Source organism: Peteryoungia ipomoeae (assembly GCF_004912165.1).
Classification (GTDB): Bacteria; Pseudomonadota; Alphaproteobacteria; order Rhizobiales; family Rhizobiaceae; genus Allorhizobium; species Allorhizobium ipomoeae.
In genome coordinates this window covers 1-26252 of record NZ_STGV01000001.1, presented here as the reverse complement: position 1 = coordinate 26252, position 26252 = coordinate 1, and the positions used below count along the sequence as shown (strand labels likewise).

The following is a 26252-nucleotide window of genomic DNA, read 5'->3' as shown; positions in this document are numbered from 1 at the left end:
GGATTACCGGATTGGCAGCCATCGGCCAGATCGTCGCGCAGACACCCGGAAGCGAGGTCCTCGCGCGCGCACGCCAGCGCGCGGCGCTGGTCCCCGACTGCATGGTCGAAGCAAAGCGCATCGCCAATACCGTGATTGCCGGCTGGCATGGCCGACGCAAGCGCGGCATTGGCGAGAACTTCTGGCAGTTCCGGCCCTATTCGGAAGGCGAGAGCTTCTCGCGCATCGACTGGCGGCGCTCTGCCCGCGACGACCACATGTATGTGCGCGACCGCGAATGGGAAGCGGCCCACACCGTCTGGCTCTGGGCCGACATGTCGCCGTCGATGATGTACAAGTCGACGCTTGCGAATGTCTCCAAGGAAAGCCGCGCGCTGGTCATCATGCTGGCGCTTGCCGAAGTGCTTGCCCGCTCCGGCGAACGCATCGGCTGCCCCGGCATCATGGAACCGATCACGGCCCGCAACGCTGCCGAAAGACTGGCCGCCGCCATCATGCATGCGCCGCCGACATCAGGGCTTCCGGATACGCGCATGATCCGCGGCGCAAGCGACATCGTGCTCATTGGCGACTTTCTCGATGATGCCGACACGGTGATGGACCGCATCACCCCGTTGGCGCGGCGCGGCCTTCGCGGCCACCTGGTCGAGATCGCCGATCCCGCTGAAGAGAGTTTCCCCTATGCGGGTCGCACGGAATTCACCGATCCCGAGACCGGCGCGAAACTCACGTCGGGCCGGGCCGAGACCCTGCGTGACGAGTATCGCCGGGCCTATATCGCGCGACGCGAAAGCATTGCCGATCAGCTTCGCCGCATGGGCTGGAGCTTTACCCATCATCTGACCGACAATCTCGCCTCGGAAGCGCTGGTTGCGGTCCATATGCATCTCTCCGGCATGCCGGCAACGCGCGGACGGAGTGCGGCCCCATGAGCGGCCTTCCCTTGGCATTCGGCGCTCCCCTGGTGCTCGCGGCTCTTGCCGTCCTGCCTCTCATCTGGTGGCTGCTGAAGCTCACGCCACCCCGCCCGAAATATGAGGTCTTTCCGCCGCTTCGCATTCTCGCATCCGTGTTGAAGCGCGAGGAAACACCGGCAAAAAGCCCGTGGTGGTTGACGCTTCTGCGTATGATGATGGCAGCGCTGGTGATCTTTGCGCTGGCCGATCCCGTGCTCAATCCGCGTACCGCGACCCTGTCGGCCAATGGACCTCTGGTGCTCGTGATGGACAACAGCTGGGCGACGGTTGCCGATTGGGACCGCCGCGTCGAAACGGCCACCGCCCTCATCGGTGACGCCGAGGCGCGCGATATCCCTGTCTCCATCGCCTTCACCGCCGACCAGACCCATGACGCAACACCCGGAACGACGGCAGCGGCACTCGACAAGCTCGGCGCTGCCTCGCCCCACCCCTTGCGCCCCGATCGGCCCCGCACGCTGGAAGCGCTGCGCACGGCACTCTCGGGTGAAACACCGGGCACGCTCGTCTACATAGCCGACGGCATTGCGGCGGAGGCGGACGATACCTTCCTCACCGACCTTGCTTCCCTGTCGCCGGCGGAACTTAGGCTGATCGAAGGCAGCGGCGCCGCGAGCATCGCCATTGCCGGCGCCTCCAATGGCGCCGATGCGTTGACCGTCACGCTGTCGCGTCTGGATGCGGGCGAAGCGCAGTCCGTTGTCATTGATGCCCGGGATCGCCAGGGCCGCGTCATTGCCTCTGGTCAGGTCGATTTCGAAGCGGGCACGCATGAAGCAAGCGGCGAGATCGCAGCTCCCTTCGAGCTGCGCAATGATTTTGCCCGCCTCTCCATTTCCGGCATCGGCTCTGCCGGCGCCACCCATCTGCTCGACGACGGTTTCCGTCGCCGCAAGGTGGCGCTCGTTTCAGGCGATAGCGGCGATGGTTTCCAGCCGCTCTTGTCCCCGCTCTATTACATCGAGCGGGCGCTTGGCCCCTATGCCGACGTCGTGAAGCCGGGCCAGAGCGATCTTGCCGTCGCAATTCCTGAAATTCTCCGTCAGAATCCGTCGGCCCTTGTACTTGCCGACGTCGGACGCCTGCCCGCCGATGTCTATGAGCCGCTTCAGGCGTGGATCGCTCGCGGCGGCACGCTGATCCGCTTTGCCGGTCCGCGTCTCGCCGCCGCCCCCTCCGACGATCCACTGGTTCCGGTGATCCTGCGCCAGGGCGAACGCTCGCTCGGCGGCGCTCTCTCCTGGGCGGAGCCACAGCCGCTGGCGGACTTCCCGTCATTCGGTCCCTTTGCCGGCATGGCACGCCCGGACGGCATTCTCGTCAAGCGCCAGGTCCTGGCAGAGCCGACACCGGATCTGGCACAGCGCACCTGGGCAAGCCTTGCGGACGGCACCCCGCTTGTCACCGTTGAAGAAAATGCCGCCGGCCGCGTGGTGCTCTTCCATGTCAGCGCCGAGGCCACCTGGTCGGATCTGCCGATTTCCGGAACCTTCGTCGAGATGCTCCGTCGGATCGTGCAACTGACCCGCGTGGGTGCTGCCGATGCGCAGAATGGTCAGGCGACCGCCCCTTCACTGCCGCCTTTCCGTCTCTTGACCGAACGCGGCGCCTTGACCACGGAAGCTGGTGCAGCAAAACCGCTTCCGATCGGTCCCGATCAGCCGCAATCCGCAACCTTCGACAATCCGCCCGGTCTTTATGGCACAGAGGATGGCTTTACCGCCCTCAACCTCCTGCCGCCGGAAACGCAACTGCGCCCCCTGCCCTCCGCGAATGGACTGACCTTGACCAGAGAGCCCATGGCCGGAACAGCCGCAACGCCGCTCAAACCCGGCCTTCTCAGCCTCGCTTTCCTGCTGCTCCTCTTGGATAGCCTCATCGTTCTCTTCATTGGTGGCGCTTTCGCCCGCCTGCCGAAACGCGCCGCGACCGCCGGCGTTCTGGCGCTGGCAATGGCGTTCTCCGCCCTTCCCGTCGACCGGACCCTTGCAGCCGATGACAAACCCGGCGACGAGGTGATCCTGGAGCGTCTGGAAAACACCCACCTTGCCTATGTTGTCACGGGTGAGCCGGAGGTCGACCGGCTTTCCGAACAAGGCCTGACCGGCCTTACTGAATTCCTCACCTATCGCACTACGCTGGAACCCTCTCCGCCCGTCGGTGTCGACATCGCCAAGGACGAGCTCTCCTTCTATCCGATCATCTTCTGGCCGATCTCCGCCTCTGCCCCCATGCCGACGCAGGCGGCCATCAGCCGGATCGACGCCTATATGCGCGCCGGCGGCACCGTGCTCTTTGACACCCGCGACCAGTTTTCCAACCTTGGCAATGATGGCGCTCCATCGCCGAACAGCGAGCGCCTCCAGGCGATCCTGGCCAATATCGATATCCCCCCGCTGGAACCCGTGCCCTCGGACCACGTGCTGACACGGGCCTTCTATCTTCTCCAGGGCTTTCCCGGCCGCTACGAGGGAAGTCCGCTTTGGGTCGAGGCCCGCCAGGAAGCTCAGGCCAGCAACAGCGGCGTCGCCTCTTCCGGCGATGGCGTGACGCCGATCATGATCACCGGCAACGATCTGCTCGGCGCCTGGGCCATCGACGAGACAGGCCGCAGCGTCATGCCCGTCGTGCCGGCAGACGAAATGCAGCGGGAAATGTCCTTCCGCTCCGGCGTCAACATCATGATGTATATGCTCACCGGCAACTACAAGGCGGATCAGGTCCATGTTCCCGCCCTCCTCGAACGGCTGGGGCAGTGACATGACGATTGAATTCTCTCCCTTCATTCCTTGGGCCATCATCGCCTTGCTGGCCGTGATCGCCCTTGCGATTGCGACCCTCGGCTTCTTGCGCGGGATGCGAGGCACAGCCATCCGCCTTGCCGCTTCGTTCGCCGTCTTGGCAGCACTCGCCAATCCTCTGTTTTTACAGGAAGAACGCGATCCGTTGACAACGGTCGTGCCTGTCATCGTCGACCGCAGCCAGAGCCAGGAAATTGCCGGTCGTGCCGAGCAGACGGATGCCGCGCTCGAAGGCTTGCGCGAGCGCCTCGCCCGTTTCCCCAACCTCGAACCGCGCATCGTCGAGGTCACCGATCCCGGCGATACCGACACGCCGTCCACGAAACTGTTCGAAGCACTGACGGCAGCCACCACCGACGTTCCACCGACCCGCATCGGCGGCGCAATTTTCATCACCGATGGCCAGGTGCACGACGTGCCGGGAGCCGGTCAGAAGCTTGGCTTTGAAGCCCCGCTCCATGCGCTCGTGACCGGCAAGGAAGGCGAGTTCGACCGTCGCATCGAGATCATCCGCGCCCCGCGTTTCGGCATTGTCGACGAAGAGCAGGAACTGACCTTCCGCGTCTTCGATGACGGCTCAGCGTCAAATCAGCCTGCCGATGTCTCGGTAAAGATGAACGGCGAAGATCTCGGCAGCGTGCCCGCGACCCCGGGCGCTGAAACCGCCTTTGCCTTCCGCGTCCCGCGCGGCGGCAACAATGTGCTTGAATTTTCGGTTGCCGGCACGCCGGGCGAAGTGACCGACGTCAACAATCGTGCCATTCACCTGATCGAGGGCATCCGCCAGAACCTGCGCGTGCTGCTCGTATCGGGCGAACCGCATGCCGGTGAACGCGCCTGGCGCAACCTGTTGAAATCAGACGCCTCGGTCGATCTCGTACACTTCACCATCCTGCGCCCACCGGAAAAGCAGGACGGCACGCCAATCAACGAGTTGTCGCTCATCGCCTTCCCGACGCGCGAACTCTTCGTCGAAAAGATCAATGATTTCGACCTGATCATCTTCGACCGCTACCAGCATCGCGGCGTGCTGCCGATCCTCTATTACGACTACATCGCCGAATATGTGAAGAATGGCGGCGCGCTTCTGATCGCAGCTGGCCCCGAACATGCAAGCGAGGATTCGATTGCGCTTACGCCGCTTGCCTCCGTATTGCCGGCCACGCCGACAGGAGACGTGCATCAGGCAGGCTTCTTCCCGCGCCTCTCCGATCAGGGCAAGCGCCATCCGGTCACCCGAGGCCTTGATGGTTCCGCTGCCGAACCGCCGCAATGGGGCCGCTGGTTCCGCAGCATCGAGGTCACAGGCGAGGCCGGTGACACAGTGATGACCGCCGATGGCGACCGTCCGCTTTTGGTGCTCAACCGTGCCGAGGAAGGCCGTGTGGCCATGCTGCTCTCCGATCAGGGCTGGCTCTGGGCCCGCGGTTTTGAAGGCGGCGGACCGCATGTCTCGCTTTACCGGCGCATTGCCCATTGGTTGATGAAGGAGCCGGAGCTCGAGGAAGAGGCGCTCAAGGCCCGCGCCGTTGGCCGCGCACTTGAAGTCACCCGCCAGACGGTCGGGGACGCCCCCGGCGAGGCAACCATCACCACGCCGTCGGGCGAAACCCAGACCTTGCCTCTCACCGAGATCCAGCCCGGCCTCTATCGTGGCGAACGCCGCATGACGGAAACCGGTCTCTTCACGGTCACCAATGGCGACTTCTCAACCCTGGTGCATGTCGGCGCCGTCGATGCGCCGGAATTCCGTGCCATGGTCTCGACAACGGACAGCCTGACGCCAGTCTCCGAAACCTCCAGAGGGCTGACCGCCCGGCTTGACGATGGCGACGAGACCATTCGCATTCCCGACATCCTGCCAGTTCGCGGCGAAGTCCGCGTCGCCGACGACCGGCGCATGCTGATCAGGCTGACGGACGAAACGGTGCTGAAGGGCGTCAACACACTGCCGCTGTTTGCAGGCTTTGCTGGCCTCGGCATCCTCCTGCTCGCCGTCTCCGCCATGTGGTGGCGCGAAGGACGGTAAACACCCGAAACCGACCTGCCGGTTGCGCCGGCAGGTCGGCCTGACTATGATGATGAACTGGCTCTCAAGAGGGTCACGCGCCATGGGGGCATGTCAATGAGTGGTTCCAAGACGTCCGCGACCTCTGTCCTCTTGTCGGGAGGGAACCCGCAGATCGCAAAGGCGGATGGCGACCAGCCTGTCCAGGCCTATATCGCGGCCATGCCTGACTGGAAGCAGGCCGTCGGTCGCAAGCTCGACACCATCATAGAGCGCGAGGTGCCGGGCGTGACAAAGAAGGTCCGTTGGAATTCGCCGTTTTACGGCGCAGGCAACGATACCTTCTTCGTCTCCTTCCATTGCATGACACGGTATATAAAGGTGACGTTCTTCAATGGAACCGACCTGATGCCGATGCCGAAGGAAACCTCGAAGAGCGCCGGGATCCGCTATTTCCACATACCGGAACCGGGTGCCTTCGATGAGGAGCAGTTCGCCGACTGGATCAGGCAGGCGGGCGAGTTGCCGGGTATCAAGATCTGAATGACAGTCGCCTCGGCTGCAACATCAGCCTTATAGTGACCGCCGGTTTGTCCGATCAGAAGATCAGCTTGAAAAGCAGGACCACAACGATCAATCCGATTAGAAAAATGGCTCCAATCGTGCCGCCGATGAATTTCAGCATGTCTGTCTCCTGTCATTGCTATGCAGGACAGGAAACAATCCGGAACCAAATTGGTTCCGAACCGCGATCTCACGCGGTGGCATAGGCCTTTGCTGGCACTGCGGTCTCGACATCCGCAGCCCGACAATCCCGCCATGCAATCACGCCCTTCAGCCTGTCATGAACATCCGCACCAAGCGGCACCACAAGCACCCGGCCGGGATCGACAGGACCTGGAAACTCCAGCGCCTTCCAAGCCACCTTCTCGAAGCCGAGCGGCATGTAGTAAGGCGGATCTCCGATCAGGATGACACCTTCCGAGCCCTGGCGCCGCGCAGCCTCGATCGCGATGCGCACAAGTTCACGCCCGATACCCCGGTTCTTGTGACTGGGCCGGACGGCCAGAGGGCCGAGCAGATGGCCCCTGACATCGCCTGCCAGAACCGGCGTCATGCGCACGGAGGCAATCGTCTCGCCATTGTCGGCGGCGATGAAAGACAGCGAGCGGTCATGCGGCCCCTGCTCGCGAATACGCGCCGCCGCACGGGTATGCCGACCCGGGCCAAACGCTTCTTCGTTGATGAGTTCGATAACCGCGTCGTGCGACGCATCCTCAGTGAGGTAGACAAGCCCGGAGTGAAACATGGATAACCAAAACCAGCAGACAGACAGCAATAGGGTGCGCTTGACGCCTTTCGGCGTTCGGGAGCATCAGCGTCGTCGCAGGGTCCGTGGCTCGGTCATCGGGGCTTTCTTCATAATAGGGTGCGTTTGGTTAGCAGCATTTTTTCCGACCGTCCAATGGAAAACGCACTGTTCATAGCTTCACCCCTCGCAATCCGCCGGACCAGCCGTATTTTCACACCCAAGGAAACAATCAGGAAAAGGATGACACCATGGGAAAGCTGGTGGAAGGCGTCTGGCAAGACGTCTGGTACGATACGAAATCCAATGCCGGACATTTCAAGCGGGCAAATTCCAGTTTCCGCAACTGGTTGACGGCTGATGGTTCGGCCGGGCCGAGCGGAAAAGGCGGCTTCAAGGCGGAGCCCGGCCGCTATCACCTCTATGTCTCCTATGCCTGTCCCTGGGCCCATCGCACGCTGATCTTTCGCAAGCTGAAGAAGCTGGAAGACCTGATCACCGTTTCGGTCGTCGATCCCCTGATGCTGGAAAACGGCTGGGAATTCCATGAGCGCGATGGCGCGACCGGCGACCACCTGTTCGGCTCCGACTATCTCTGGCAGGTCTATGTCAAGGCAGACCCGAAGTTCAGCGGTCGCGTGACCGTGCCGGTTCTCTGGGACAAGCAGGAGAACACCATCGTCTCGAACGAATCCGCCGAAATAATCCGCATGTTCAACTCCGCCTTCGATGGCTTGACCGGTTCGACGCGCGATTTCTATCCGCAGGATCTGCGCGCCGAGATCGATGCGGTCAACGAGCGCATCTACGACACGGTCAACAATGGCGTCTACAAGGCCGGTTTCGCCACCACCCAGGAGGCTTATGAAAGCGCTGTTCATCCGCTGTTCGAGACCCTCGACTGGCTTGAGGATCGCCTGACAAAACAGCGCTACCTCTTCGGCAGCCGCCAGACCGAAGCCGACTGGCGCCTCTTCACCACGCTTGTCCGCTTCGATCCCGTCTATGTCGGCCACTTCAAGTGCAACATCCGCGAAATCGCTGACTATACGGCGCTTTCAGCCTATCTGCGCGATCTCTACCAGGAGGAAGGCGTGGCCGAGACGGTGAACATGCGCCACATCAAGCACCACTATTATCGCAGCCACAAGACCATCAACCCGACAGGCGTCGTGCCGGTCGGCCCGGCGCTCGACCTCTCGAAACCGCATGGCCGGGAAAGCCTGAACGGCTGATCAGGACCAGTAGCCTGAAGGCGTGGCGAGGCCCGCGATCTCGGCAAGCCGGGCGCGGGTCGCTGCCGTCGTCTCCTCCGGCAGCGCATCGAGCGGGAAGAAGCCCGCCTCCGCAATCTCCCGATCGGCAATTCGCGGCGCGATCTGCGTCACGGAAACGCGGTAGAGCAGCACATGGTCGCGGCCGCTGATCTGATGGTTGAAATAGGCGTGGAAGAGAAGAGGCACCGAGGTCATCGCGAGATTGCCTTCCTCCCGCAACTCCTTCGCCAACGAATCGAGTGTCGTTTCGCCACGTTCAACCCCGCCGCCCGGCAAATGCCAGCCCGGCACATAGGTGTGGCGCACGAGAAAAACCCGTCCCTCGGCATCAAAGCAGGCGGCACGCACGCCGAGCGTCATGCCACGCGTGAGGGCGAAGTAAATATGCAACAAACGCACGAGGAACTTCTTCGCAACCCCAAGCCTTAAGCGCTTGTCATCCTCGTCTGGTTTCATATCACTTGCCCCTCTATTGCCGCAGGTCTAAGAGAGCCGAATGTTTAAGCTCGCGCATATATCCGATGTTCACCTCGGCCCCCTGCCCAACCTGACGATCCGGGAACTGGCATCGAAACGGATCACCGGCTATCTGAACTGGCACCGCAATCGTCGCAAGCATCTTTTTCCGCATGCCCTGGACATGGTGCTGGAAAGTCTGCGCGCGCAATCGCCTGACCATCTCGCCATCACCGGCGATCTCGTCAATCTCGCCTCGCGCATCGAGATTTCACTCGTTGCCGAATGGCTGAAGGAAGCGGGCGCCCCCCTCGATACCTCTGTCGTGCCCGGCAATCACGACGCCTATGTGCCGGGCGCCCATGAGCGCGTGGTCCGATCTTGGTATGATTACCTGCGCGGTGACGATGACCCCTTGATCTTTCAAGACGATCACAAGCTCTTTCCCTATATCCGTCGCCGCGGCCCCGTTGCGCTGATCGGCTGCTCCACCTCGATTGCAACCCCACCCTTCTCTGCCCAGGGCTATTTCAGCGGTCGCCAGGCACGCGAGACGGCACAGTTGCTGCGCGCCGCCGGTGAGGAGGGTCTGTTCCGCGTCATCATGATCCATCACCCCCCGATCCGCGGAGCCGCCCCCCAGCACAAGCGCATGATGGGCATCCGGCGTTTCGCCGCCGCAATCCGCACCGGCGGTGCAGAACTTGTGTTGCACGGCCACACGCATCTCAACACGCTCTACTGGTTGAATGACCGTGAAAAACGGGTGCCGGTCGTCGGCATCGCCTCCGCAAGCCAGGGCCCCGGCGGCAAAAAGCCGGCTGCAGGCTACAACCTCTTTTCGATAGACGGCGAAGCCGGGAACTGGCAGCTGGACTGGCAGCGCTACAGAATCGAAAGCGAGGAAGAGCCGTTGATGCTGGACCACAGCGAAAGGCTGATGGGCTAACCCTCGGCCTCGCGAACCGCAGCCATGATGGCTGCCGCAAGGCTGTCCGGCGCCTCCTCGATGAGCATGTGCCCGGCGCCAGGCACAAGCACCGTCTTGGCACCCGGCCAGATCGCTCTCGCCTGTGTAACCGGCAACACCGGATCTGCGTCTCCCCAGAGGAGGCGCGTTGCAAGGCCAAGATCCGCGAGCGCATCGAGCCGCAGCGTACCCTGCCCCGCTCGACCGTCTCGCTCGACGAGAAACGCCTTGAGGATGGCCAGAAGGCGTTCCTTGGCCCGCGGCGTCTGCCGCGCAATCCCTAGGTGTTCGACAGCCCAGCGATCCGCCGCCTGTCCCTCTGCCATCAGTGCCGAAAACGCCGTCGCCAGCCCGCCTTGGTCGATTGCCAAAGCGTAGCTTCTTAATGTCGCATGATTGATCTCGAATCCGAAACCACCCGGCGCGGCAAGCGTCAGCGAGTGCACGCGATCACGTGCCTTCAGCGCCATCAGGCAGGCAATCGCCCCGCCCATCGAATGCCCGCAGAGATGAAATGAAGCGAGCCCCCGCACTGAAAGATCCGCCACGATCGCCCGGGCCATTGCGCCGGCATGACCGGCCCCCTCGGCATCGAGGGACTGCCCATGGCCCGGCAGGTCATAGACGAAAAGCGGCAGATCCGGATCAAGCCGCCGGATGACCGGCGCCCAAAGAGCCCCGATGCCGCCGAAGCCATGCAGCAGCACCAGCGGGATCTTCGCCGAGGACCCATGTCGAACCTCGGCGAAGAGCGTCATGGCATCAGGCCTTCTTCTGCTCGTCGAGCACCCGGTTGGCCGCAGAGACAATCGCCTCCAGAGACGCCGTCACGATATTCGTGTTGATGCCCGCACCGAACAGCTTGCCGCCGGCATGGCCCATCTCGACATAGGCGATGGCCGCTGCGTTCGAACCATGCTGCAACGAATGCTCGGAATAGTCCTGTACCGAGAGATCGATGCCGAGATAGGTCGACAGCGCGTTGACGAAGCCGTCGATCGGGCCCGTGCCTTTGCCCTCGATCCGCTTGGTCTCGCCATTGTCGGTAATCTCTGCGGCAACGACCCGCACACCCTTCTGGTCGGAACCGGCGGGAAAGGTGTGGTGATCGACGAATTTGATGCGCGCACCCGGCTGGTCGACGTAGCGTTCGATGAAACGCTCGTAGATCGCCTTCGACGGCAATTCCTTACCGCCTTCGTCGGTGATCCGCTGGATATCCTCGCGGAACTCGATCTGCAGGTTGCGCGGCAGGTTGATGCCGTAGTCTTCAGCCAGGATATAGGCGATGCCGCCCTTGCCGGACTGCGAGTTGATGCGGATGATCGCCTCATAGGTGCGGCCCACATCCTGCGGATCGATCGGCAGATATGGCACCTCCCATACGGGGGAGTTCGCCTTCTTAATCGCCTTCATGCCCTTGTTGATCGCATCCTGGTGCGAGCCGGAAAAGGCCGTGTAGACCAGTTCGCCGACATAAGGGTGACGCTCGGGAATGACCATCTCGTTGGAATATTCGTAAACCGCCTTGATGCGCTCGATATCGGAGCAGTCCAGTTCCGGATCGACCCCTTGCGTGTACATGTTCAGCGCCAGCGTCACGATATCGACATTGCCGGTGCGCTCGCCATTACCGAACAGCGTGCCCTCGACACGGTCGGCACCGGCCATCAGACCCAGTTCGGTTGCGGCAATGCCGGTTCCGCGGTCGTTGTGCGGATGCAGCGAGATCAGCACGTTCTCGCGGTTGTCGATATTGCGGCACATCCATTCGATCTGGTCGGCATAGATGTTCGGCGACGACATTTCGACGGTCGAAGGCAGGTTCAGGATCAGCTTGTTATCGGCTGTCGGCTTCACCTCGGCGATGACGGCGTTGCAGATTTCCAGCGCCACCTCGAGTTCGGTGCCGGTAAAGCTTTCCGGGGAATATTCGAAGCGATAGCCGCCACCGGCCTTGGCCGCCATGTCCATGATCATCTTGGCGGCATCCACGGCGATCTGCTTGATGCCGGCGACATCCTTGCCGAACACCACGCGGCGCTGCAGCTCGGAGGTTGAGTTGTAGAAATGGATGATCGGGTTCTTGGCGCCATCAAGCGCCTCGAAGGTCCGCGTGATCAGTTCGGGCCGGCACTGCACCAGCACCTGCAGCGACACGTCGTCCGGCACGCCGCCCTCTTCCACGCACCAGCGGGCAAAGTCGAAATCGGTCTGCGAGGCGGAGGGGAAGCCGATCTCGATTTCCTTGAAACCCATGTCCAGCAAGAGCTGGAACATGCGGGCCTTGCGGTCATGGCCCATCGGATTGACCAGCGACTGATTGCCATCGCGCAAGTCCACCGAGCACCAGATCGGCGCCTTGTCGATGACCTTGGACGGCCAGGTGCGATCGGGAATGGCGATCTGCGGATAGGCGCGATACTTCTGCGAAGCGTCCGGCATGCCCTGCTTGACGGTATGGGTCTTCAAAATCATCGTCTTCGTCTCTTCTCGTCCTCGGCGGCGTGAACGGCTGATAGCAAATCAGCTTGCGTTTGACACGTCCGAACCGACCCTTTTCAAGGGATGGCTAACATCAATGGGGAGATTTCGAGGAGCTATTGCCAAACGGCTGACCCGGCCGCCGGGCGCTCCTCAATGGACCCGGCAACCGCGGATAAGGCCGAGAAGAAGAAGCGAGTTTGGCACCGACGCGACGAAACCGGCCGCGGAGCGGGCCGTCATGTCAGTCGCAGAAAAGGTGGTGCCGAAGGTCTTCATAATCAGAGGAATAGCGCGAAGGCTTGCATCGCGCAAGGGTGTTATTCGGCGGCGGATGGCCTAGCTGCACCTAGTTTTTCGCGCAGCCAGTCTTCAAGCAAGGAATCAACGGACACGCCAAGTTCTTTCGCTTGGCGCTCAAGCCTAAGCTTTGTTCCCAGCATGACAGTCACGGTCAGCTGAACCGGTTCAAGATTGGGACGTCTCGCCGTGGTCCAATCGATGTAGTCGCTGACATCCTCACCGTCATCGAACTTTCGATCAAAATCTTCACCGCTGATTTTCTTCATAGTGACGCCTTTCCCGAATTCTCGCTCGGCGAACGGAGATAATTCGAATACGCCTCTCTCTGAGAACGTAAACACCTGTCCAGAGAATCCCAGAAATCCGACCTATTCGGATACGCCGCGCTTCAGCCGGGTGTCCAGCATCAGCATCGACAGCAAAAAGATCATACCACAGCTCCTGCGCTGCCACGAAATCGATTCCGAGCTTTGCCTTGTTCGCCTCGCTTTTCACCGGATCGAATTCGAACTCCATGCGCAAAACCTAGCGCAACCATAGCGATTTCACCAGCCGCGCAACACGTCATCGGCGTCCAAACTGCGCAATCAAGGCGGCCGCCAGAAAACCGAGCGCAATCACGCCCCACACCATCCCGCCCTCGGTGACATTGCTACCATCAGGCGTCACGCAACTGGATTGCGATGCGGCGATACAGTCACGCCAGATCCAATAGCGTTCGTAAAAGACGAAGCCAAACAGACCGGCGAAAAGCGCAAGGACGATGGCCTTGATGCGGAACCGTCTCACGCGCGGCGCCTCGCAAGCTTCAGCAATCCCAGCATCGCCACGCCCGCAATCAGGCCCCAGAAGGCGCCCGAAATCCCGAGGATCGAAATACCCGATGCCGTCACCAGGAATGTCACGGCCGCTGCCTCCCGCGTCTCGACATCCTTGAAGGCGGCGACGGCCGAACCGGAGAATGCGCCGATCAGCGCCAACCCAGCCACCGACTGGATGAGGATGGGCGGCGCGAGCGACACGAAGCCGGTCACGGCGCCGGCTGCAAGGCCGAGCGCCACATAGCCGATGCCGGCAATGATCGCCGCCCAATAGCGCCTTGCCGGATCGGGATGCGCATCGGCGCCGGCGCACATTGCAGCCGTGATCGCGGCCAGGTTCACCGCATGCCCGCCGAATGGGGCCGACAGCGCAGAGAAAAGACCGGTGACCGCAAACATCGGCCCCGGATTTGGTTCATACGTGTTCACCTTCAGGATCGCGATCCCCGGAATGTTCTGCGAGGCCATGGTGACGATGAACAGCGGCAGGGCGATCGAGACCAGCGCCGGCACGCTCAGAACAGGCATCACGAATTCAACTGGCGGCGCGAGCGAGGCGGCCCAGCTTGCCATCGCCCCCTCCGGCAGATCGACGCCAAAGACAATGACCACCACAAAGGCGAGCAGCGCTGCCGGCACGGCATAGAGCCGCTTGAAGGCCGCGACCACCGCCCAGACGACAAGGATCGGCAGCCCGAGCGCCGCATCGAAGGCAACCGCCTTGAACGGCGCAAAACAGAGATTGAGAATGACGCCGGCCAGCATGGCATTCGCAACCGGTGCCGGAATGGCCGCCACCGCCCGGCCGAAGGGCCGGATGAGGCCGGCAAGCACGATCAGCCCCGCGCAGACGAGAAACGCCCCGACGGCTGCCGGAAAACCACCGACGGCAACACCCGCCGTCGCCATGAGTGCCGCGCCCGGCGTCGACCAGGCAACGGAAACCGGCAGCTTGGTCCAGACACTCAGCACGATGCCGCAGATGCCCATGGAGACCGAAAGCGCCATCAATCCTGACGCTGCCTCGTAATCCGTCGCGCCAACCCCTTTCAGCCCCTGCAGGACAACGGCAAAGGAACTGGCAAAACCGACAAAGGCAACGAGTACGCCCATGAAGGCGGCCTGCGGGGAGAAATCTTTGAGCATGATGGATACCGGGCAGGAACGGGTGAGACGATCGCGAGCGCCGACCTTTCCCGCCTGAGGCTTGAAATGCAAGCCGCAACGCGCCAGCTATGGTACGGTCGCGCGATGCCCAAAGGCGAACACCGCGCAGGCCGACAGCGCTTGATGCGCATGCGTGTCACGCAAGTTTCACCAAGATCGGTCATCCCCATCGGAATGACCATGAAAAGCCAAGCTTATGCTTGCCTTTTACCCCCCTTTTGCCTATGGACCCCCCCGACGCATTCGGGGCGTCCCGTTCACTTCCGCCAGACATGGCTGGGTTCACGAAGGATGAAGCCTTGATCCAGACTCCCTATTACCTGATCGACAAGTCGAAGCTGCTCCAGAACATGGAGAAGATCGCGACGCTGCGCGAGCTTTCCGGCGCGAAAGCCCTGCTCGCCCTCAAATGTTTCGCCACCTGGTCGGTCTTCGATTTCATGCGCGACTACATGGACGGCACCACCTCGTCCTCGCTCAACGAAGTGCGCCTCGGCCACGAGCGGTTCGGCAAGGAAACCCACGCCTATTCGGTTGCTTATGCCGATTACGAGATCGACGAGGTCGTCTCCCATGCCGACAAGATCATCTTCAATTCGATCGGTCAGCTGAACCGCTTCGAAAAGCAGTCTTCCGGCATCATCCGCGGCCTGCGCCTCAATCCGGGCGTCTCGTCCTCGAGCTTCGACCTGGCCGATCCCGCGCGTCCCTTCTCGCGGCTGGGCGAATGGGATCTGAAAAAGGTCGAGCCGGTCATGGACCTGATCTCCGGCTTCATGATCCACAATAACTGCGAAAACGGCGATTTCGACCTCTTCGACCGCATGCTGGGCGAGATCGAACAGAAGTTCGGTCCCCTCCTGAAGAAGGCCGCCTGGGTCTCTCTCGGCGGCGGAATTCATTTCACCGGTGACGATTATCCGCTGGAAAAATTCGCCGAGCGCCTCAAGCGCTTCTCCGGCGAATACGGCGTCCAGGTCTATCTGGAGCCCGGCGAAGCCTCGATTACCAAGTCGACCACGCTCGAAGTGACCGTGCTCGACAAGCTTTACAACGGCAAGGATCTTGTCGTGGTGGATTCATCCATCGAAGCGCATCTCCTCGATCTCCTGATCTACCGGGAAAGCGCGAAGGTCCACCCCAACCAGGGACCGCACCGGTACCAGGTCTGCGGCAAGTCCTGCCTCGCGGGTGATATCTTCGGCGAGTTCAACTTTGAAAACGAGTTGAACATCGGCGACCGCATCTCGCTGCAGGACACCGCCGGCTACACGATGGTCAAGAAAAACTGGTTTAACGGCGTGAAAATGCCGGCAATCGCCATCCGCGAACTGGATGGCAGCCTCAGGACGGTCCGTGAATTCGATTACACGGACTACGAACAAAGCCTGTCTTGAAATCCTTCAAGCCCAGGTTCTGACGATTGGACGCAAGGAGTGGTCCCTATCATGAAGAAGAACGTGCTCATCATCGGCGCCGGCGGCGTCGCCCAGGTTGTCGCGCACAAGTGCGCGCAGAACAACGACGTGCTCGGCGACATCCATATCGCCTCGCGCACCAAGGCGAAGTGTGATGCCATCATCGCCTCGGTCCACGAGAAGAAGGCGATGAAGCAGGAAGGCGTGCTCGAAGGCCATGCGCTCGACGCGCTCGACATCGAAGCCACCAAGGCGCTGATCACCAGGCTCGGCACGCAGATCGTCATCAATGTCGGCACAGCTTTCCTCAACATGTCGGTGCTGCGCGCCTGCATGGATACCGGTGTGGCCTATATCGACACCGCGATCCATGAAGAGCCGAACAAGATCTGCGAGACCCCGCCGTGGTACGGAAACTACGAGTGGAAGCGTGCCGCAGAGTGCGAGGAAAAGGGCATCACCGCCATCCTCGGCGCCGGCTTCGATCCGGGCGTGGTCAACGCCTATGCGCGTCTCGCCAAGGACGAATATCTCGACAAGGTGACCGACGTCGACATCGTCGACATCAATGCTGGCAGCCACGGCAAGTACTTCGCCACGAACTTCGACCCGGAAATCAACTTCCGCGAATTCACCGGCGTCGTCTATTCCTGGCAGGGCGGCGAATGGCAGGTCAACAAGATGTTCGAGATCGGCAAGGATTACGAACTGCCGGTCGTCGGCACCCGCCGCGCCTATCTCTGCGGCCATGACGAAGTGCATTCGCTGGCCAAGAACATGGACGGCGCCGACGTGCGCTTCTGGATGGGCTTCGGCGATCACTACATCAACGTCTTCACCGTGCTGAAGTCGATCGGCCTTCTCTCCGAACAGCCAGTGAAGCTGGCAAACGGCGACGAAGTCGTGCCGCTCAAGGTCGTCAAGGCCTGCCTGCCGGATCCAGCCTCGCTTGCCCCCAACTACGAAGGCAAGACCTGCATCGGCGACTATGTGAAGGGCTTCAAGGACGGCAAGGAAAAGACCGTCTTCCTGTATAACGTCGCGGACCACAAGGAAGCTTACAACGAAGTCGGCAGCCAGGGCATCAGCTATACCGCCGGCGTCCCGCCGGTCGCCGCCGCCATGCTGGTCGCCACAGGCGAATGGGACGTGAAGAAGATGGCAAACGTCGAGGAACTGCCGCCTAAGCCCTTCATCAACCTCCTGAACAAAATCGGCCTGCCGACCCGCATTCAGGACGAAGACGGCGATCGGGCTGTGGAGTTCTAAGAGCGCGGTTAGCGTTTAAGGTTTGAGGGAATGCGGACCCCGCCGGAGAAATTCGGCGGGGTTTTTCGTTGGCCCAACAACCCCACCGTCGTCATCCTCGGGCGAAGTCCCGAGGATCTCCTGCCGCCAGCGGCAGACGGCGAGGTTGAGAGTGTGGATGCCACGGCAGATGCTCGGCACAAGGCCGAGCATGACGGGTTACCCCTTGGCGACCCACTCCGTCACATCTCTGTCGTGCCAAACCGATAACGATCAGCGACATGAAACCTTGCCTTCTGATCATCGACCTGCAGAACGACTTCCTCGCGTCGCTGGCCGCCAGTATCGTCACCCCTCTTGTCGCCAACACGAACCACCTCGTCCGGGCCTTCCGCGCGGAGACACTGCCCATTGTCTGGATACGGCAGGAATTCCGCGCCGACCTGAGCGATGCCTTTCTGGAAATGCGCGACATAGACATTGCCTGCGTGATCGAGGGAACAGAGGGCGCGCAGATCCATCAAGACCTCGAAGTTTCTGAAAACGACGTGACCATCATCAAGAAACGCTATAGCGCCTTCTTCCGCACCACGCTCAATCAGTACCTGGAGGAGCAGAAGGTCGATCATCTCGTCCTTTGCGGCATCAACACACACGCCTGCATCCGAACCGCCGCCATCGACGCCTGTCAACGCGACTACCGCGTTCTACTGCCGAGGGAGTGTATCGGTTCCTATGATGACGAGCACGCACGGCTGACGCTGCGCTATCTCGATGGCAAGATTGGGCGGGTTGTGGGGGTGGAGGATGTGGTGGAAATGGTACGGCAAGAGTGACGCCTTACGCACGTTCAGGACGAGGATGGCGATCGCGCTGTGTCGTTCTGAGAGCGCGGGCTAGCGCTTAAGGATTGAGGGAATTGAGGACCCCGCCGGAGAAATTTGGCGGGGTTTTTCGTTGCAACAAGGTCCACCGCCGTCATCCTCGGGCGAAGTCCCGAGGATCTCCTGCCGCCAGCGGCAGACGGCGAGGTTGAGAGTGTGGATGCCACGGCAGATGCTCGGCACAAGGCCGAGCATGACGGATTCCCCCAGATGCCGCCCTTACAAATTCACCTGATACCACTTCCGACCGTTGTGAATGTCGAGCGTCTGGGGCCAAGATTTTCGAAGCGATGCGGGACGCCCTTCGGACCAAAGACGACATCGCCCGCTTCGGCATCGATTACCTGATCTCCGACATAGAACCGGGCTCGTCCCTCAATGACGATAAATGTCTCGTCATAGGGGTGCACATGCAGGGCCGGCCCCTCACCCACCGTGTCATTGCCATAGGCGAGAATGGTGTTTTCGCCGCCGAGATCATTGCCCGGAACACAACCGCGCCATGCTCCGGATCCGGTAGCATCGAAAAGCTTCGCCTTAGTTGGCTGACGGTCATCTGGCTGAACCGTGTTCAAATCAAATGTCTCATAGGGCATTTAAGCGTTCTCCGATCCCAGATGCATGGCTCAATTGAGCACCGTTCACCTTGATGGTTCAAGCCATCGCAACACTCTTTGCGGGCAGTCGGCTTCAATTTCATCTGTCTGTTCCATATCCACCCCGCCCCCGCCATGCTACGAGGCCGCCACACACCATCCCACACTCGCCGAGACACCCCGCCCATGCCCCCAGCCCTCTACACCGACCTCACCACAACCCTCCGCCCCCTCCTCACAGAACTCCACCAGTCCCCCGACCTCTTCCAGACCTGGGACACCCATCTGGAGCTTGTGGCGGCGGGTGGGCTTGTGGTGGTGAAGTCGAAGCGGGCGAAGGGGCTGGTCGACAACCTGTTCTGGGGCCGCGCACCCGGCTCGAGCGAGAACAGGCAGCTGCCCGAGGCGACAGCCTTTGCCGCCATCGATCGTTTCCTTGGTCTCGGTGCGCATCTCGCGCTCTCCGATGCGCTGCCCGAAGGTGCCGTCCTGGATGAGACTTATCCGCATTGCGCGGTAAAATTCACCTATCGCAAGAAGGGTGCACCGAAGGCTTTGTCCCTGTCGATGATCTTCATCGGCTTCAACGACGAGGCGGAAGCGCTGGCTCATGCTGACCCCGCTGGAACGACATTGCCGCTTGTCACCGCCCGCCCGCTGATGGGTGCACGGCTGCATGAATGGCGCTGATACGCTTTGACGCGTGTCGCCCGTCACATCTGAGGTGATGGAGGCGGAACCTTTTGCGCTGATCTGCCGTTTTTGCGCCGAGATCCCAACACGAGGAAACCGGCATGTCTTCCACCATCGGCAAATGCGCACTCGCCTTCACCATGCTTTTCAGCAGCATCTCGTTTTCAACGTTCGCCTCCGCCCAGGACGTCGAATTGCGCATCGGGCCTGATGGCGTCCGTCCGATCGTCCGTGATCGTGATCGGCGCGATCGCGGCTGCAGCCCGCGTGAGGCAGCGCGCGCTGCCCGCGAAGAAGGCCTGCGCCGCGCCGAAGTCGTGCGCGTTACCGACCGCAGCATCACCGTGCGCGGCTTTACCCGCCGCGGGCCCGAACAGCTGCGCTTTGCCAATCGCCGCGGCTGCCCGCTGATCTGATCGCAGGCGCCCCACTTGTCCAAAACGAAAAAGCCGCCGGATCGCTCCAGCGGCTTTTTTGATGGGTCAATCGATGAACCGATCAGCCGATATCGGCATGGCTCTCGATGATCCTGCCGACCAGGCCGTAGGACACGGCATCTTCGGCCGACAGCCAGTAATCGCGGTCGATGTCCTTGGCGATCTTCTCTTCCGACTGGCCTGTGGCCTTGGCGTAGATCTTGATCAGGCGCTGGTTCATCTTGATGATTTCGCGGGCCTGGATCTCGATATCGGAGGCCATGCCGCGGGTGCCGCCAGACGGCTGGTGCATCAGGAAGCGGGTGTTGGGCAGCGCCAGACGGCGTTCCTTCGGCACCGAGACGAAAATCAGCGAGCCTGCGGAAGCAGCCCAGCCCGTCGCAATGATCCACACCTTCGGCTTTATGAACTTGATCATGTCGTGGATCGCATCACCGGCTTCGACGTGGCCGCCCGGCGAGCAGACGAACACGCGGATGTCTTCATCCGAGGCGGCTGCGAGCGCGACAAGCTGCGTGCAGACCTTCTGCGCCAGCTCCATGGTGATACCGCCATAGATGAAGATCGAACGCGACTTGAAGAGGTTCGCTTCCGTTTCCTTGCCGATCGGCAGTTCCTTGCTCTTGTCGTCTTCGTCTTCGTTCATCACAGGGGACAGTCCTTCTTCGTTTGGCTTATCCGCACATAGTGCGTCTCATGGCTTAAGACAATGCGAGAAAAAGACAAGCACGCAAGCAGTGAACAGGAGGTTAGTCCAAGAAGGGTCACGCGCCGCGCCGTGAATGCAATTAGCCCCTGGCGACTTACGGGATTTTAACTCCCGACTGTCACGATCCGGCCAAACTGAAGCAGAAACGTGGAAATGGCGACGGAAATCCGACTGGCCGAAATCATTGAGGCGCTGAGCCATGCCCTGGACATGACCGAAGGTCAGCCGGCGGGGCATAGTATCCGTTGCTGCCACATCGGCATGGCCATCGGTCGCCAGCTGGGCCTCAGCGAGCGGGCACTGCACGATCTTTATTTCACCCTGCTGTTGAAGGATCTTGGCTGCTCGTCCAACGCCGCGCGCATTTGCGAGCTGTACCTTGCCGATGATCTGAAGTTCAAACGCGATTTCAAGCTGGTCGATGGCTCCTTTCCGCAGGTGCTGCGCTTCGTGCTTGCGCATACCGGCATGCGGGTCGGCCTTGCCGAACGGTTCCGCGGCCTCGTCAACATCTTGAAGAACGGCAGCGAGATCGCCACCACGCTCATCCAGACCCGTTGCGAGCGCGGTGCGGATATCGCCCGTCAGATGCGTTTTTCCGAGCCGGTCGCCCAAGGCATCCTCGATCTCGACGAACATTTCGACGGCGGCGGCAAGCCGCTTGGCAAAGCCGGCAACGACATCCACATCTTCGCCCGCATCGCGCTGATGGCGCAGGTCATCGACATCTACTTCCTGGATTCCGGCCCGGAAGCGGCGGTCGCAGAAGTGCTGAAACGCTCCGGCGGCTGGTTCGACCCCGCCGTGGTCGATGCCTTCCTGCGCAGCGCCAGCGAAGCCCGCTTCTGGACGGATCTCGTGCGCCCGGATATCGAGCGCCTCGTGCTCGATGCCGAACCCGGCCGCGAAGCCGTCTATGCGGATGACGATTACCTCGACGATATCGCCGCAGGCTTTGCCCGCGTCATCGACGCCAAGAGCCCGTTCACCGCAGGCCATAGCGAGCGCGTCGCGCTATTTTCCGACATGATTGCCGAGCAGCTCGACATGCAGCCGGCACAGCGTCGTCAATTGAAGCGGGCAGCCCTCTTGCACGACATCGGCAAGCTCGGCGTCTCCAACGCCGTGCTCGACAAGCCGGGTCGCCTCAAGGGCGATGAATGGGAACAGATGAAGCGGCATGCGGAATATTCGCAAGCCATCCTTTCGCGCATCCATGCCTTTGCCGATGTCGCCAAGATCGGCGGCAGCCACCACGAAAAGCTTGATGGCACCGGCTATCCGCGCGGACTGCGCGGCGACGAAATTGCGTTTGACGTGCGCATTGTCGCAACCGCAGACGTGTTCGACGCGCTGACGGCAGACCGCCCCTACCGCGCTGCCCTCCCCGTCGCCAAGGCCTTCGAGATCCTTTGGGAAACCGCTGGCCGCCATCATGACGCCAGCTGCATCAACGCGCTGGAGCGTGCCCTCACCAGTTCCGAGCTGATCGCCGCCTGAAACCGCCGGCAGATCCGCGCCGCCCACCTGCTTCGTCCAAAACGGCTGGCAGCCCTCCGCGTGTATTCACCCCCTCAAGATTCGGGGGCACGTTGGCGCCGCCGCTTTCAGTGATCGACGAACGATTGAAGACGATTGGGCGCCTGCTCAATGAAGCGATCGACGCCGATGCTGACCTTGTCACCCAGCAATCCCTGCCTGTGATGACAATGGCTGACGAATTCGAGCTTGCCCGCCGCCGTCAGTCTCACCACGCCACGCCATTCGGTTTCGGACTGGCAATCGGCGACGCCATTCCTCCAACTCACATGGAATGCGAGCACTTCGCCTTTCAGGCGACCGCGAATGTCGTAAGGAATGCCGCGGCAGCCAGTGCCGGGTGCGTTGTTGACGATGTAGCCGCGCACGGCACCGTTTGCAGCGACGTCGAGGGTCATCACGGATCCGTAGGAATTCACCCAGGTCGTGGTGCTGCCAATCAGCCGGTCATGCAAACGACCCTGCTCGTTTGCCGGCATGGCAACGGCAGGCGATGCAAGCCCCAAGGCAATCAGCACGGCGAGAAATTTCATCAAGCCCGTCCCCAACATGTGCGCAAATCCTACATCAACGAAAAGTTGCTGCCATCCCTAAATAATTAGGGGCTATCGAGGAAAGTGCATACAGTGATGTCAGCGGGATAGCCGCGTCGACAGGATGATCGATGACACCGTGCGTTCGACACCCGCAAGCTCGCCGATCCGGTCGATCAACCGGTCGAGTTCGGAGATCGACGGCGCCGCGACGATGGCAATCAGATCATAGGGACCATTGACCGAATAGAGCGCCGTCACCTCCCGGATCGCGCCGAGCTCGGCGGTCACCGCAGTCAAGGCTTTCGGCGCAATCACCACCATCACATGCGCCCGGATCAACCCGCTTTGATAGGCATCGGACAGCCGCACCTGATAGCCGGCAATCACGCCGAGATCCTCCAGACGCTCGAGCCGTGCCTGCACCGTACTGCGCGACAGATCGAGCCTGCGCGCCAGCTCCGCCACCGGCATCCGCGCATTTTCCGAGAGCAGGGCGAGCAGCGCCCGATCCTTTTCTGATAACTGCATTCTGCTCGGTCTCCTCGTCAATATGCGCAATACCATACGCGATATTGGTAGAACCGCCACTTGGAATCGACAGCCCAGCCGCTCAGACTGGAACGGACGAATAACAAGGCCGGCTTTCTTCGGTCGGCAAAATCCAAAAAGGGGCAATTCATGAAACACGTTACCATCATCGGTGCCGGCAAGATCGGCGGCGCAATTGCCCGCATGCTGGCCGAAACTGGCGACTACGCCGTGACCATTGCCGACCGCAGCGCCGAACAGCTTGGCAAACTCGACGCCCATCTTGCCGTAAAACCCCTCGAACTCGATATCACCGACGCCGCGGCATTGGACGCAGCCCTCACCGGCCAGTTCGCCGTCCTTTCCGCCGCCCCCTTCCACCTGACCGGCGCAATCGCCGAAAGTGCTGCCCGCACCGCGACCCATTATCTCGATCTGACCGAAGACGTGGCCACCACCTGCAAGGTGGAAGAGCTTGCCCGCGGTGCCCGTTCCGCTTTCATCCCGCAATGTGGCCTTGCCCCCGGCTTCATTTCCATCGTCGCCAACGATCTGACGAAACATTTCGACACGCTCGATTCCGTGCGCATGCGCGTCGGCGCCCTGCCGCAATATCCGTCCAATGCGCTGAACTATAACCTCACCTGGTCGACCGACGGCCTGATCAACGAATATATCGAGCCCTGCGAAGCCATCGTCGAAGGCAAGCTCACCGTCGTTCCGGCCATGGAAGAGCGCGAAGAATTCTCGCTGGACGGCGTCACCTACGAAGCCTTCAACACCTCTGGCGGCCTCGGCACGCTGGCCAAAACCCTGGAAGGCCGGGTGCGCACGATGAACTATCGCACCATCCGCTATCCGGGCCATCAGGCCATCATCAAGGCGCTGCTCAACGACTTCAACCTGAAGAACCGTCGCGACGTGCTGAAGGACCTGTTCGAAAACGCGCTGCCCGCCACCATGCAGGATGTGGTCGTCGTCTTCGTCACCGTCTGTGGCTGGAAGGACGGCCGCTACCTGCAGGAAACCTATGCCAACAAGGTCTATGCCGGCGTTGTCGCGGGCAAGAAGATGAGCGCCATCCAGATCACCACCGCAGCCGGAATCTGCACCGTGCTCGATCTTCTCGCCGATGGCACCCTGCCCCAGGCCGGATTCGTGCGGCAGGAAGAGATCGGGCTTGATGCTTTCCTTGCCAATCGCTTCGGCCGGGTTTACGACCCTGACGTCATGCGCATGGCCAAGGCCGGCTGAGAGCATATCCCGCCGAAGCAGCATCGCCTCGGCGTCGGATAATGCGGCAGAAACAAAAACATGGAGCATTTCCGCTGAATATGCGTTCACTGGAAATGGCCTGAGAGTTCTCCGGGGGGAGGAAGGACCGCAAGGTCCGGCACGGGGCGAGTGACGGAAAAAACCGCACTCGCCCCGGTGGTTTTCATCAGCCCAGCCGCCCGAGCAGTTTCAGCATCAAACGCGTCACGCCGCCATAGGGCGGATAGAGCAGTTTCACACCCGACCACGTCGATTGCCGCAGAACCGGCTTTTCCTTGCTGAGCGCGAGAAACCCGGCCTCGCCGTGATAGGCGCCATGGCCCGAAGCCCCGACGCCGCCGAACGGCAGGTCGTCCTGCGACAGATGCAGGATGGTGTCATTGACCGTCACCCCGCCGGCAATCGTGCCCTCCAGCACCCGCGTCTCCGCCGCTCTGTCCGTGCCGAACCAGTAGAGCGCAAGCGGCCGGTCGCGCTGGTTGATATAGGCAATTGCCTCCTCCAGCGTGTCATAAGCAATGACCGGCAGGATGGGGCCAAAAATCTCCTCACGCATGACGGCAGCGTCGTCCGGCGCCCCGGTCAGGAGCACGGGCGCAAACATCCGGCGCACAGCGTCATTGGCGCCGGCAAGCTCAACCACCGTCGCGCCCTTGTCCCGCGCCTCTTCCACAAGCCGCTCCAGCCGCTCGAAATGCCGGGCGCTGATGATCGAGGTGTAATCCGGATTGTCAGGCAGACCGGGATACTGCCGCGCCACCTCGGCCATGACAGCTGCGATGAAGGCATCGACCCGCTCCCGCGGCACCAGCGCATAGTCAGGCGCAACGCAGGTCTGGCCGGCATTGAGCAACTTGCCCCAGACGAGCCGCGGCACGGCCCGGGCAATATCGGCTGACGGATCGAGGATGGCAGGCGATTTGCCGCCGAGTTCGAGCGTCACCGGCGTCAGGTTTCGCGCCGCCGCTTCCGCCACCTTGCGGCCGACGGCAGTCGATCCGGTGAAAATGAGGTGATCGAAGGGGGCGGCCGTAAACGCCTGCGCCACCTCCGGCCCGCCGGTCACCACCGCCACCTCGTCTTCGGCAAAGAATTCGGCCACGGCCTGCTGCAAGGCCTCGGAAAAGGCGGGCGTCAACTCGGACGGCTTGAGCATCGCGCGGTTGCCCGCCGCAAGTGCCCCAGTGAGAGGCGAAAGCACCAGATTGAGCGGATAATTCCATGGCGCAACGATGCCGACCACGCCAAGCGGCTGGCGCAGGATTTCGGCAGACGCCGGCTTGCCCGTCCAGCCAAGCGACACCCGCCGCCGCGCCATCCAGCGTTTCAAATGGCGCCGGGCATGGCGGATCGCCGCCCGCGTCGGCACCACGTCGGTCAGTGTGGTCAGGAGGAGAGGCCGCTGGCCGAAATCCGCCGAGATCGCGGCGCAGAACCGCTCCTGCCAGGCGACCACCATCCGGTCGAGCCGGTCCAGGCGGTCGAGCCGCACCTCCCGCGATGGCAGGGGATCGGAGAGCCAGCCGGCCTTTTGCCGCTCCAGGATGAATGCGATGCGCGCGGCAGGGTCTGCCGCGCCGGTCACCCTGTCTTCGGTCATTGGGGAAAGCTGGCCATACATCGGCTTTGTCCTTGGTTTCACTGGTGTTGAAGATGGGTCGTTTTGGTCTGTTGTCCAAGAGTGAAGGTATGGTTTTTGGGTTTCAAGACGAGACGGGTCGGCGGCATATCCTCTCCCCGTTGTGGGGGAGGTAAAATTGAACTTTCAAAAAACCCAGGCTTCTGCGCCGGTCGGGATCGCTCCCTCCGGGTGGCT

General features: G+C 61.6%; 27 protein-coding genes. 13 read left to right on the top strand and 14 right to left on the bottom strand.

The window, feature by feature from the left end:
* Positions 1-11 precede the first annotated feature (11 nt).
* The 4 genes from FAA97_RS00130 to FAA97_RS00115 all read left to right on the top strand — a co-directional run bounded on the left by FAA97_RS00130 (position 12) and on the right by FAA97_RS00115 (position 6329).
* Positions 12-932: a DUF58 domain-containing protein gene (locus FAA97_RS00130; protein WP_136596510.1), complete on the top strand. Its 921-nt coding sequence runs from the start codon at positions 12-14 to the stop codon at positions 930-932.
* Complete coding sequence (locus tag FAA97_RS00125) at positions 929-3736, top strand: DUF4159 domain-containing protein (protein WP_136596509.1); 2808 nt, start codon at positions 929-931, stop codon at positions 3734-3736. The genes FAA97_RS00130 and FAA97_RS00125 overlap by 4 nt, the downstream gene beginning before the upstream one ends.
* A gap of 1 nt (position 3737) precedes the next feature.
* A complete protein-coding gene (locus FAA97_RS00120; RefSeq protein ID WP_136596508.1) occupies positions 3738-5807 on the top strand; it encodes a hypothetical protein in 2070 nt (689 codons plus the stop codon).
* A 90-nt stretch (positions 5808-5897) separates the two neighbouring features.
* On the top strand, positions 5898-6329 hold the full coding sequence (locus FAA97_RS00115) for a DUF1801 domain-containing protein (protein WP_425467386.1): 432 nt from the start codon (positions 5898-5900) through the stop codon (positions 6327-6329).
* A gap of 55 nt (positions 6330-6384) precedes the next feature.
* Here the strand turns inward: FAA97_RS00115 and FAA97_RS21460 are convergent, their stop codons facing one another.
* Both FAA97_RS21460 and FAA97_RS00110 read right to left on the bottom strand, forming a co-directional pair.
* On the bottom strand, positions 6385-6471 hold the full coding sequence (locus tag FAA97_RS21460; protein WP_484237557.1) for a small membrane protein YohP: 87 nt from the start codon (positions 6469-6471) through the stop codon (positions 6385-6387).
* A 69-nt stretch (positions 6472-6540) separates the two neighbouring features.
* Entirely contained in the window at positions 6541-7095 is a 555-nt protein-coding gene (locus FAA97_RS00110; protein ID WP_136596506.1) for a GNAT family N-acetyltransferase, read from the bottom strand.
* 251 nt (positions 7096-7346) lie between these two features.
* On the opposite strand from FAA97_RS00110, the gene FAA97_RS00105 reads away from it, so the two are divergent.
* On the top strand, positions 7347-8330 hold the full coding sequence (locus tag FAA97_RS00105) for a glutathione S-transferase family protein (RefSeq protein WP_136596505.1): 984 nt from the start codon (positions 7347-7349) through the stop codon (positions 8328-8330).
* Here FAA97_RS00105 and FAA97_RS00100 read toward each other — a convergent pair whose 3' ends face one another.
* A complete protein-coding gene (locus tag FAA97_RS00100; RefSeq protein WP_136596504.1) occupies positions 8331-8828 on the bottom strand; it encodes an NUDIX domain-containing protein in 498 nt (165 codons plus the stop codon).
* A gap of 40 nt (positions 8829-8868) precedes the next feature.
* Here FAA97_RS00100 and FAA97_RS00095 point away from each other — a divergent pair, with 40 nt between their 5' ends.
* Positions 8869-9777, top strand: coding sequence for a metallophosphoesterase family protein (locus FAA97_RS00095; RefSeq protein WP_136596503.1), 909 nt, complete (start codon positions 8869-8871; stop codon positions 9775-9777).
* On the opposite strand, the gene FAA97_RS00090 is transcribed toward FAA97_RS00095, so the two are convergent.
* From FAA97_RS00090 to FAA97_RS00065, 6 genes are all read right to left on the bottom strand, one after another.
* Entirely contained in the window at positions 9774-10556 is a 783-nt protein-coding gene (locus FAA97_RS00090; protein WP_136596502.1) for an alpha/beta fold hydrolase, read from the bottom strand. The two genes, FAA97_RS00095 and FAA97_RS00090, sit on opposite strands and share 4 nt — an antisense overlap.
* A 4-nt stretch (positions 10557-10560) precedes the next feature.
* Positions 10561-12276 (bottom strand): 2-isopropylmalate synthase, encoded by a 1716-nt coding sequence (leuA, locus tag FAA97_RS00085; protein WP_136596501.1) that lies wholly within the window; start codon positions 12274-12276, stop codon positions 10561-10563.
* Between the two features lie 326 nt (positions 12277-12602).
* Complete coding sequence (gene brnA, locus FAA97_RS00080) at positions 12603-12851, bottom strand: type II toxin-antitoxin system BrnA family antitoxin (RefSeq protein WP_136596500.1); 249 nt, start codon at positions 12849-12851, stop codon at positions 12603-12605.
* Positions 12832-13101: a BrnT family toxin gene (locus FAA97_RS00075; RefSeq protein WP_136596499.1), complete on the bottom strand. Its 270-nt coding sequence runs from the start codon at positions 13099-13101 to the stop codon at positions 12832-12834. The genes brnA and FAA97_RS00075 overlap by 20 nt, the downstream gene beginning before the upstream one ends.
* A gap of 48 nt (positions 13102-13149) precedes the next feature.
* A complete protein-coding gene (locus FAA97_RS00070; protein ID WP_136596498.1) occupies positions 13150-13374 on the bottom strand; it encodes a hypothetical protein in 225 nt (74 codons plus the stop codon).
* Positions 13371-14552 carry a benzoate/H(+) symporter BenE family transporter gene (locus FAA97_RS00065; RefSeq protein ID WP_136596497.1) on the bottom strand — a complete coding sequence of 394 codons (1182 nt, stop codon included), beginning with the start codon at positions 14550-14552 and terminating at the stop codon, positions 13371-13373. The genes FAA97_RS00070 and FAA97_RS00065 overlap by 4 nt, the downstream gene beginning before the upstream one ends.
* A gap of 320 nt (positions 14553-14872) precedes the next feature.
* On the opposite strand from FAA97_RS00065, the gene FAA97_RS00060 reads away from it, so the two are divergent.
* From FAA97_RS00060 to FAA97_RS00050, 3 genes are all read left to right on the top strand, one after another.
* A complete protein-coding gene (locus tag FAA97_RS00060) occupies positions 14873-15970 on the top strand; it encodes a carboxynorspermidine decarboxylase (protein ID WP_136596496.1) in 1098 nt (365 codons plus the stop codon).
* 51 nt (positions 15971-16021) lie between these two features.
* Positions 16022-17260 (top strand): saccharopine dehydrogenase family protein, encoded by a 1239-nt coding sequence (locus FAA97_RS00055; protein WP_136596495.1) that lies wholly within the window; start codon positions 16022-16024, stop codon positions 17258-17260.
* A gap of 260 nt (positions 17261-17520) precedes the next feature.
* Positions 17521-18075, top strand: a complete 555-nt coding sequence (locus FAA97_RS00050) for a cysteine hydrolase family protein (protein WP_136596494.1) — start codon at positions 17521-17523, stop codon at positions 18073-18075.
* A 275-nt stretch (positions 18076-18350) separates the two neighbouring features.
* Here FAA97_RS00050 and FAA97_RS00045 read toward each other — a convergent pair whose 3' ends face one another.
* Entirely contained in the window at positions 18351-18719 is a 369-nt protein-coding gene (locus tag FAA97_RS00045) for a cupin domain-containing protein (RefSeq protein ID WP_246041302.1), read from the bottom strand.
* A 186-nt stretch (positions 18720-18905) separates the two neighbouring features.
* Here FAA97_RS00045 and FAA97_RS00040 point away from each other — a divergent pair, with 186 nt between their 5' ends.
* Together FAA97_RS00040 and FAA97_RS00035 are read left to right on the top strand one after the other, a co-directional pair.
* Positions 18906-19409, top strand: a complete 504-nt coding sequence (locus FAA97_RS00040) for a hypothetical protein (protein ID WP_136596493.1) — start codon at positions 18906-18908, stop codon at positions 19407-19409.
* A 143-nt stretch (positions 19410-19552) separates the two neighbouring features.
* Positions 19553-19828, top strand: a complete 276-nt coding sequence (locus FAA97_RS00035; protein WP_136597656.1) for a hypothetical protein — start codon at positions 19553-19555, stop codon at positions 19826-19828.
* 82 nt (positions 19829-19910) lie between these two features.
* On the opposite strand, the gene FAA97_RS00030 is transcribed toward FAA97_RS00035, so the two are convergent.
* Positions 19911-20495 (bottom strand): ATP-dependent Clp protease proteolytic subunit, encoded by a 585-nt coding sequence (locus FAA97_RS00030; RefSeq protein WP_136596492.1) that lies wholly within the window; start codon positions 20493-20495, stop codon positions 19911-19913.
* A gap of 216 nt (positions 20496-20711) precedes the next feature.
* On the opposite strand from FAA97_RS00030, the gene FAA97_RS00025 reads away from it, so the two are divergent.
* The gene (locus FAA97_RS00025; protein WP_136596491.1) at positions 20712-22058 is read left to right on the top strand and encodes an HD-GYP domain-containing protein; all 1347 of its coding nucleotides are present in this window, start codon (positions 20712-20714) and stop codon (positions 22056-22058) included.
* A 107-nt stretch (positions 22059-22165) separates the two neighbouring features.
* Here the strand turns inward: FAA97_RS00025 and FAA97_RS00020 are convergent, their stop codons facing one another.
* On the bottom strand, positions 22166-22630 hold the full coding sequence (locus tag FAA97_RS00020) for an avidin/streptavidin family protein (protein ID WP_168800878.1): 465 nt from the start codon (positions 22628-22630) through the stop codon (positions 22166-22168).
* A 99-nt stretch (positions 22631-22729) separates the two neighbouring features.
* On the bottom strand, positions 22730-23161 hold the full coding sequence (locus tag FAA97_RS00015) for an Lrp/AsnC family transcriptional regulator (protein WP_246041301.1): 432 nt from the start codon (positions 23159-23161) through the stop codon (positions 22730-22732).
* Positions 23162-23221: 60 nt separating this feature from the next.
* Between FAA97_RS00015 and FAA97_RS00010 the strand changes: the two genes are divergently transcribed.
* Entirely contained in the window at positions 23222-24415 is a 1194-nt protein-coding gene (locus FAA97_RS00010; RefSeq protein WP_425467385.1) for a saccharopine dehydrogenase family protein, read from the top strand.
* A gap of 187 nt (positions 24416-24602) precedes the next feature.
* Here the strand turns inward: FAA97_RS00010 and FAA97_RS00005 are convergent, their stop codons facing one another.
* Entirely contained in the window at positions 24603-26078 is a 1476-nt protein-coding gene (locus tag FAA97_RS00005) for a coniferyl aldehyde dehydrogenase (RefSeq protein WP_281281279.1), read from the bottom strand.
* Positions 26079-26252 lie beyond the last annotated feature (174 nt).